General features: G+C 73.0%; 6 protein-coding genes. 4 read left to right on the top strand and 2 right to left on the bottom strand.

Annotated features, from left to right (window positions below):
* Positions 1-2,282 (top strand): endonuclease/exonuclease/phosphatase family protein (locus VR45_RS38475; RefSeq protein ID WP_045944604.1); only part of this gene is annotated, 2,282 nt, incomplete at its 5' end.
* Between the two features lie 88 nt (positions 2,283-2,370).
* On the opposite strand, the gene VR45_RS38470 is transcribed toward VR45_RS38475, so the two are convergent.
* Entirely contained in the window at positions 2,371-3,387 is a 1,017-nt protein-coding gene (locus tag VR45_RS38470) for a LysR family transcriptional regulator (RefSeq protein WP_078897424.1), read from the bottom strand.
* Positions 3,388-3,521: 134 nt separating this feature from the next.
* On the opposite strand from VR45_RS38470, the gene VR45_RS38465 reads away from it, so the two are divergent.
* Complete coding sequence (locus VR45_RS38465; RefSeq protein WP_045944603.1) at positions 3,522-4,682, top strand: iron-containing alcohol dehydrogenase; 1,161 nt, start codon at positions 3,522-3,524, stop codon at positions 4,680-4,682.
* A 10-nt stretch (positions 4,683-4,692) separates the two neighbouring features.
* Here the strand turns inward: VR45_RS38465 and VR45_RS38460 are convergent, their stop codons facing one another.
* Positions 4,693-5,268, bottom strand: coding sequence for a TetR/AcrR family transcriptional regulator (locus tag VR45_RS38460; protein ID WP_045944602.1), 576 nt, complete (start codon positions 5,266-5,268; stop codon positions 4,693-4,695).
* A gap of 157 nt (positions 5,269-5,425) precedes the next feature.
* Here VR45_RS38460 and VR45_RS38455 point away from each other — a divergent pair, with 157 nt between their 5' ends.
* Positions 5,426-6,163: an SDR family oxidoreductase gene (locus tag VR45_RS38455; protein WP_045944601.1), complete on the top strand. Its 738-nt coding sequence runs from the start codon at positions 5,426-5,428 to the stop codon at positions 6,161-6,163.
* Positions 6,164-6,295: 132 nt separating this feature from the next.
* Positions 6,296-6,637: a hypothetical protein gene (locus VR45_RS38450; protein WP_045944600.1), complete on the top strand. Its 342-nt coding sequence runs from the start codon at positions 6,296-6,298 to the stop codon at positions 6,635-6,637.
* Positions 6,638-6,767 lie beyond the last annotated feature (130 nt).

Genomic DNA, 6,767 nt, shown 5'->3' with positions numbered 1-6,767 from the left:
GCGGCAACGTCGCCTTCCGCAACGACCTCGACTCGGACCTCAACCTGCACGGCGGTTGGGAACACAACAACCTGTTCGAGCAGAACACCCTGCGGGTCCCCTACGAGCACCGCTCCGGCAGCTGCGAGACCAACTGCGGCGGCGAGGGCGGCGAGATCGACGAAGGGACGTGGTACCCGATCTGGTGGGCGGCCGGCCCCAAGGCGGTCAAGTGGTCCGGCTCCTCCGGCCCGCAGAACGTCTTCTACAACAACTCCATGGTCAAGCAGACCACCCCCGGCGGCGCCTACCTGCCGTACGCGCCCTACGGCACCCAGAGCGGCACCGCCTACCAGTTCGGCTCCGCCAACGGCGCGCCGAGCCGGTTCCAGCCGCTCGCCCAGGGCGGCCAGGCCATTCCCGACTGGGGCGGCCGGGAGACCCTCGACTACGCCGGCCAGGGCGTCGTCCCCACCGACGTCGGCAACCGGCCGTCCCTGTTCCTGCGGGACACCGGCGGGCTCGACCCGCGCGCCGGCCACCACCGCAGGATCGTCACCTGGAACATGCAGGGCGCGGGCTCCGCCGGCGGGACGGGCGAGGACTCCTCCTCGTACGAGAACAAGTACACGCTGGGGGTGAACCAGCTGGCGCTGCAGAACCAGGCCGACGTCATCGCCCTCCAGGAGGCCGGCGCCCCGCCCAGCGGCGCCACGTTCTCGCAGGACATCCCGCAGAACCCGCCGGTGTTCTTCGACTGGATCGGCCGCACTCCCCCGGTCCGCGAGTACCGCTACGGGGGCACGGCCGCCAGGCCGCAGAGCTACCTGTACTGGCTGCACACGGACACCGACCCGCGCACCGAGACCGGGCGGGTCAACCTTGCCGTCATGACCCGCTACCAGGTCCCGTCGCAGGACGTGTACGTCATCGAGGCCGGGGTGGACAGCGGCTCCCGGGGCCGCCCCGCGCTCGGCGTCAACGTCGACGGCGTCGTGTACTTCACGGTGCACGGCTTCTCGGGGAGCGGCGGCGACGACCCGGGGCTGCTGCGGAACATCCGGCAGCGGATGGCGACCGCGGGCCCCAACGGGACCCCGCTGCCATGGATCGCCGTAGGCGACTACAACCGCGCACCGCTGCCCCCGGCCGACCCGAACACGCGGGACACCTCGCTCGCCACCGCGGTCGCCGGCGAATTCACGGTGCACGCCCCGGCGGTTCCGACCCATCCGACCGTCCGGCGGCCGAACTCGAACACTCCGGACCGCGTCCTCGACTACGCGGCCGTCCCCGTCGGCGGCGCGAACCCCACCGTTCTCGGCATGAACCGGGCCGACACCATGCTGCTGTCGGACCACTACCCCGTCGTGATGGATGTCGGCAACCTGCCGAACCCGCCGCGATCGTCCCAGTCGGTGACGGTGCCGGTGCAGGGCCCCGCCGTGCTGCGCAACGCCGCCACCACCAACGTGGCCGCCCCCGGCAGCAGCACCCACGCGGTCAGTGACCAGCCGATCAACCGGGCCGGCATCCAGACCCAGGTGTTCAACCTGTTGCCCGACCCGGAGTACAGCGGCTTCTACCGCCTGCACTACGCCAACGCGCCCTACGCCGGCCGCTATCTCGGCCAGGAGGGCGCGGCCCGCGACGCGCGGACGGTGCTGTGGCCGAACACGGCTCCCGACCAGCTCTGGCAGCCGATTCCCCAGGGCGACGGCACCTGGATCCTGCAGAACTACGTGACCCGCCAGTTCCTCACGGACCTCGGCCCGGGCCTCGGCATCGTGGGCCGGGACCAGAACGGCTCGGCCGGCCAGCGCTGGTTCCTGCAGAGCCCCCAGGAGAGCACCGCGCTCACCGAGATCGTGGCGACGGACTCCGGCGGTTCGACCCCGGCGCTCGCCGTCGACGATCTGGAGACCGCGCCCTACCCGGTCTACCTGGCCCCGGACGCACACAGCGACCATCAGCGGTTCAGCACCATCGCCGCGGGACCGGACGGCGACAACAACTGCTTCTACCTTGTCTACGGCCGCCAGTACGCCAACTCCACGGCGGCCCACCCCGGGACTCCGCAGAACGGTGACTCCGTCACCATGGGCGACTACCGCTCCAATGACAGCGGCTACCTGTGGTGCAGGACCGCCGACGGCCCGAACGGGACCCTGCTGTCCAACTTCTCCAGCCCCTACGAACACCTCGACCTGACCAGGAGCACGACGGTCGACACCGTCACCGTCACCCGCCCCGGAGCCGGCACCGCCCGCCTCCACTGGCTCTTCCGCCCGGTCACCCAGTAACACCCCCCGGCCGACCACCACGGCGGTCGCGGCACCCGGTTCCCCGGGGCGCCGCGGCCGCCGTCCGCGTTCACGGTGCCCCGGGGCGCTACCGGTCGAGCGTGGGCGGCAGCAGCTCGGCGGCGCGTTCGGCGACCTCGTGGTGCAGGGCGTCGCGGACGGCCCGGACGGCGGGGTGGGTGACGGCCTCGCGGCGGACGGCCAGGGTGATCGGGAGCCGGATGTCGACCTCCTCGGGCAGCAGCCGCCTCAGCCCGGCCCGGTCGGCGAGGAAGGCCGGGAGCACGCCGACACCGGTGCCCAGCCGGGTCGCCTCGACCTGGGCGAAGACGTTGGTGGAGGAGAACGCCGGTGTGCAGCCCGGCAGATGGCGTTCGATGTCGAGATCGCCGACCTGGAGCATCGACTCGATGTAGAAGACCAGCGGGTGCTCCCGCAGTTCGGCCACCGCGGCCGGCGCCCCGCACCGGGCGAGGTACTCGTCACCGGCGTACAGGCCGAGGGCGTAGTCGGTGAGGTGCTCGGTCACCAGTCGGCTCCGGGGCGGCCGGCCGATCGTCAGGGCGAGGTCGAAGCCCGCCGGACGCAGCGGCAACTCCCTTGTCGCCGTAATGAGTTCGACCTGGAGCCGGGGGTGGCGGCGGCGCACCCGGGCCAGTGCCGGAGTGGCAAAGAGGGTGCCGAAGCCGTCCGGGGCGCTCACCCGGACGGTGCCGTGCAGGGACGGCGGGTCCTGGCCCGACACCGCGTCCACGACCCGGACCAGGGCGTCCTCGATCGTGCGGGCGTTCTCGGCGACCGCCCGGCCGGCGTCCGTCAGCACCCAGCCCTCCGTGCCGCGTTCCATCAGCCGCACGCCGAGGCTCCGCTCCAGCGCGGTGATCCGGCGGGACACCGTGGTGTGGTCCACCCCCAGCGCGTCGGCGGCACTCACCAGGCGCCCCGTGCGGGCGACGGCGAGCAGATGGCGCAGGTCGTCCGCGCGCAGCTCGCGCGGATCGGGCCCGCCGGGGCGCTCCACCGCCGCCGGGGCCGGGATCTCCTGGCGGGAGCGGGAGCTGGGGCCGGAGCCGGAGCGGGGGCTGGGGCTGGACCGGGGGCGCATCGGGGCAGCCTATCTGCATTTCCGCACACCCCCTCTGCGCGATTGGCGGTTGAACGCACACCGGACGCACGGCAGAGTCGGATCGGCCCGCCCGTGCCGGGGGCCACCGTCCTCCCACCGCCGAGGGGTTGCCCGTGGTTGCCAGTCTGTCCCTGCCCCGGATCCTGCGCATCGGCCGCGGCGCGGCCGAGGAACTGGGAGCCGTCGTCGCGGGCCTCGGCCTGCGGCGCCCGCTCCTGGTCACGGACGCGTTCCTGACCGGCACCGGCGCCGCCGAGCGCCTGCTGGGGATCCTGCGCGGTTCCGGGCTCCACCCCGCGCTGTTCGACGGCACCGTGCCCGACCCGACGACCGACTCCCTCGCCCCCGGCCTGGAGGCCCTGCGCGCGCACGGGGCGGACTCGGTGATCGGCTTCGGCGGCGGCAGCCCGATGGACACCGCCAAGGCCCTCGCCCTGCTGGGCGTGCAGGGCGGCGGGATGCGCGACTACAAGGCGCCGCACGTCAACCTCGGACCGGCCCTCCCGGTGATCGCCGTCCCCACCACCGCCGGCAGCGGCTCGGAGGCCACCCAGGTCACCGTCATCACCGACAGCGCCACCGACGAGAAGATGATGTGCCTGGGCCCGGCGTTCCTGCCGATCGCCGCCGTCGTCGACATGGAACTGACGCTCTCGATGCCGCCCCGGCTGACCGCCGACACCGGCGTCGACGCGCTCACCCACGCCGTCGAGGCCTACGTCAGCCGCAAGTCCGGCCCCTTCACCGACGGCCTGGCCCTCACCGCGATCGCCACCATCGGCCGGCATCTGCGCCGCGCCTACGCCGACGGTTCGGACGCCGAGGCCCGGGAGGCGATGATGCTCGCCGCGACCCAGGCCGGCATCGCCTTCTCCAACTCCAGCGTCGCCCTGGTGCACGGCATGAGCCGCCCGATCGGCGCCCATTTCCACGTCGCCCACGGCCTGTCGAACGCCATGCTGTTCCCGGCGGTGACCGCCTTCTCCGTCCACGCCGCGCCCGAGCGCTACGCCGACTGCGCCCGCGCCCTGGGTGCGGCGACCGCCGCCGACCCCGCGGCCGCGGCCTCGGCCAAGCTGGTCGACGCCCTGCACACCCTCTGCGACGACCTGGCCGTCCCCACCCCGCGCAGCTACGGCATCGACCACGCCGCCTGGACCGGGCTCACCCCGCTCATGGCCGAACAGGCCCTGGCCTCCGGCTCCCCCGCCAACAACCCGGCCGTCCCCACCGCCACCCAGATCGAGGAACTGTACGCCCGCGTCTACGCCTGAGCCGGCGGCCTCAGCCCCGCACCGCGAGGCCGTCCAGGGTGAGGTCGAGCAGCCGCTCGGCCTGCGGCCGGCGGTCGGCGCCCGCCGAGGTGAGGGCGATGCCTTCGAGGGCGGCCGCGAGGTCGGCGGGGCCGATGTCGGTGCGGATCACCCCTGCCGCCGCGCACGCCTCCATCAGGGTGGCGACGGCGGCCCGGACCAGCTCCCGGCTGTGGCCGTAGGGGCTCTCCCCGGTCGCGGCGATGGCGCGCAGCGCGTCGATCATGCCGTACTTGGCCGTGACGTAGTCGAGGAACAGCCTCGTCCACACCCGTAGGGCCTCCATCGGCGGATGCTCGGCGAGCAGCGCGGGCGCCGCCGCGCACAGCCGGGCCACCTCGTCCCGGTAGACCGCCTCCACCAGGGCCTCCCTGGTGGGGAAGTTGCGGTACAGGGTCGCGCTGCCCACACCCGCCTCCTTGGCGACGCGATCCAGGTGCGCGTCCAGCCCCTGCGTCGTGAACACGCGCACGGCGGCGGCCAGGATCTTCTCCCTGTTGCGCCGCGCGTCGGCCCGCAGCGGCCGCCCTGCTCCGTCCTCGGTCACCGTTCCCCGTCCCTTCCTCGTCCCGTCCCGTCCCGAAGCATCGGTCGGATTGCCAAGCGGGGGCGTCCCCACTTAACCTTCGGGAAACCGGGGACGTCCCCGGTTCCACTCTATGTCGGCGCACCACCCGCGCACACCCAGGAGAGGAAGGCCGCACATGTCGGGAATTCGGGGCAAGGTCATCGCGATCACGGGTGCCAGCAGCGGCATCGGCGAGGCGACCGCGGCCCATCTCGCCGAACAGGGCGCCCGGCTCGTCCTCGGCGCCCGCCGGGAGGACCGGCTGAACGCGGTCGTGGACCGCATCACGGCGCGGGGCGGCACCGCCACCGGCGTCCTGGTCGACGTCACCCGCCGCGAGGACCTCCGACGCCTGACCTACACCGCCGTCGAGCGGTTCGGCCGGCTGGACGTACTCGTGTCCAATGCGGGCACGATGGCCGTCTCGCCCTTCGACGACCTGCGCCAGGACGACTGGGACGCCATGGTCGCGACCCACATCACCGGCCTCCTCAACGGCATCGCGGCCGCCCTCCCGCTCTTCCGCCGCCAGCGCTCCGGCCACTTCGTCACCATCGGCTCCACCGCGGCCTACACCGTCAAATCGCCGCAGGGCGTCTACGCGGCCACCAAGACTGCGGTGAAGGTCCTCACCGAGGGGCTGCGCCAGGAGTCGGGCCCCGACCTCCGCGTCACCCTCGTCTCTCCCGGCTTCACCCACACCGAGGGCATCGGCAAGGGCGCCGGCCCGGAGGTCGCGGCCGCGATGATCCGGCAGCGCGACGAGATCGCCATGCCGCCGTCCGCCGTCGCCTCGGCCATCGCCTACGCGATCGAGCAGCCGGAGGGGATCGACGTCGGCGAGATCGTGGTCCGGCCCACCGCGCAGGCCTGACCGCACCGCGGGCCCGTCACCGTCACCCGACACGCCACGGGCGGCGGACCCTCACCCGCCGCCCCGGGTACCGCGCCTACTGTCACCTTTGCACCCAACAGGTGCATCGTCTGACAGAAGCGGAGAATCCCCATGAACCGTCACATCGGCCGATCCCTGGCGCTGCTCGCCGTCCTCGGCCTCGCCGCCGTGCCGACCGCGGCGAGCGCCGACGTCGTCTCCGGCGGCAACCACGGGACCGTCATCGTCGGCAACGGCAACCAGGTCGCCGGATACGACATCATCGACGCCGGCCACGACGCCACCGTCGGCTCCCACAACGGTTCGAGCGGAGTGGCCGGGACCGCCGTCGACGCCGCCCAGGCGGCAGGCGGCAACTACGGGACGGTCATCGTCGGCGACGACAACCAGGTCGCCGGGGACGACGCCATCAACGCCCTGAACGACGCCACCGTCGGCTCCTACAACGGCTGACGCCCCGGAATACCTCATTTGGCGTTGGAAAAAGCACCCCGGAACGCAAAGAACCCCCGTCGGTTTCCCGACGGGGGTTCTTCACAATGATTGTTCGGCGGCGTCCTACTCTCCCACAGGGTCCCCCCTG

The organism is Streptomyces sp. NRRL S-495, assembly GCF_000966955.1.
GTDB lineage: Bacteria > Actinomycetota > Actinomycetes > Streptomycetales > Streptomycetaceae > Kitasatospora > Kitasatospora purpeofusca.
Note: the sequence above shows the minus strand (reverse complement) of the source record. Positions and strands in the feature narration are given on the sequence as shown.

Coding starts and splice junctions, on each gene's coding strand:
- VR45_RS38470 (WP_078897424.1), bottom strand. CDS start 3,387: ATGCGCCCCCGGTCCAGCCCCAGCCCCCGCTCCGGCTCCGGCCCCAGC.
- VR45_RS38455 (WP_045944601.1), top strand. CDS start 5,426: ATGTCGGGAATTCGGGGCAAGGTCATCGCGATCACGGGTGCCAGCAGC.
- VR45_RS38450 (WP_045944600.1), top strand. CDS start 6,296: ATGAACCGTCACATCGGCCGATCCCTGGCGCTGCTCGCCGTCCTCGGC.